Genomic DNA, 944 nt, shown 5'->3' with positions numbered 1-944 from the left:
GCATTTGTTGATGCTGTTGGAAGTTATACTATTTATTATAATGCTACCGATGCTAGTGGAAATGTAGCCACAGAAGTAACAAGAACGGTAAATGTGGTAGATACAGACACTACAGCTCCTGTAATCACTTTAATTGGTGACAATCCACAAATCATAAATCTTGGTGATGGTTACACAGAAATTGGAGCCGATACCGATGATGGCTCAACAGTCGTAATTGATGCTACTGCATTTGTTGATGCTGTTGGAAGTTATACTATTTATTATAATGCTACCGATGCTAGTGGAAATGTAGCCACAGAAGTGACAAGAACTGTAAATGTTGTCGACACAGACACTACAGCTCCTGTAATTACCTTACTTGGAGCCAATCCACAAATCATAAATCTAGGTGATGGATATACCGAACTAGGAGCCGATACCGATGATGGTTCAACAGTCGTAATCGATGCTTCAGAGTTTATTGATGCTGTTGGAAGTTATACTATTTATTATAATGCCACAGACGCTAGTGGAAATGTAGCCACAGAAGTAACAAGAACGGTAAATGTGGTAGATACAGACACTACAGCTCCTGTAATCACTTTAATTGGTGACAATCCACAAATTATAAATCTAGGAGATGGTTATACAGAACTTGGAGCAACAACCGATGATGGTTCACCAATTGCGATCGATGCTTCTGACTTTGTTGATGCGGTAGGTAGTTATCCAATATTTTACAATTCAACAGATGCTAATGGAAACATAGCGTTAAAAGTTACCAGAATCGTAAATGTAGTAGACACAGATCTAATTGCTCCAATAATTACCTTACTTGGAGACAATCCACAAATTATAAATCTAGGAGATGGTTATACAGAACTTGGAGCAACAACCGATGATGGTTCACCAATTGCGATCGATGCTTCTGACTTTGTTGATGCGGTAGGTAGTTATCCAAT

Annotated in this window: 1 protein-coding gene; it reads left to right on the top strand. The window is 38.5% G+C overall.

Features of this window, described 5'->3' with window-relative positions:
- On the top strand, window positions 1-944 hold a 944-nt coding region (locus tag JBL43_RS20140), incomplete at both ends, for an immunoglobulin-like domain-containing protein (protein ID WP_198843146.1).

This window comes from Aureibaculum flavum (genome assembly GCF_016406085.1).
In the GTDB taxonomy this organism is placed as follows: domain Bacteria; phylum Bacteroidota; class Bacteroidia; order Flavobacteriales; family Flavobacteriaceae; genus Aureibaculum; species Aureibaculum flavum.
The sequence above is the reverse complement of the archived record's forward strand: the minus strand, read 5'-3'. Positions and strand labels throughout refer to the sequence as shown.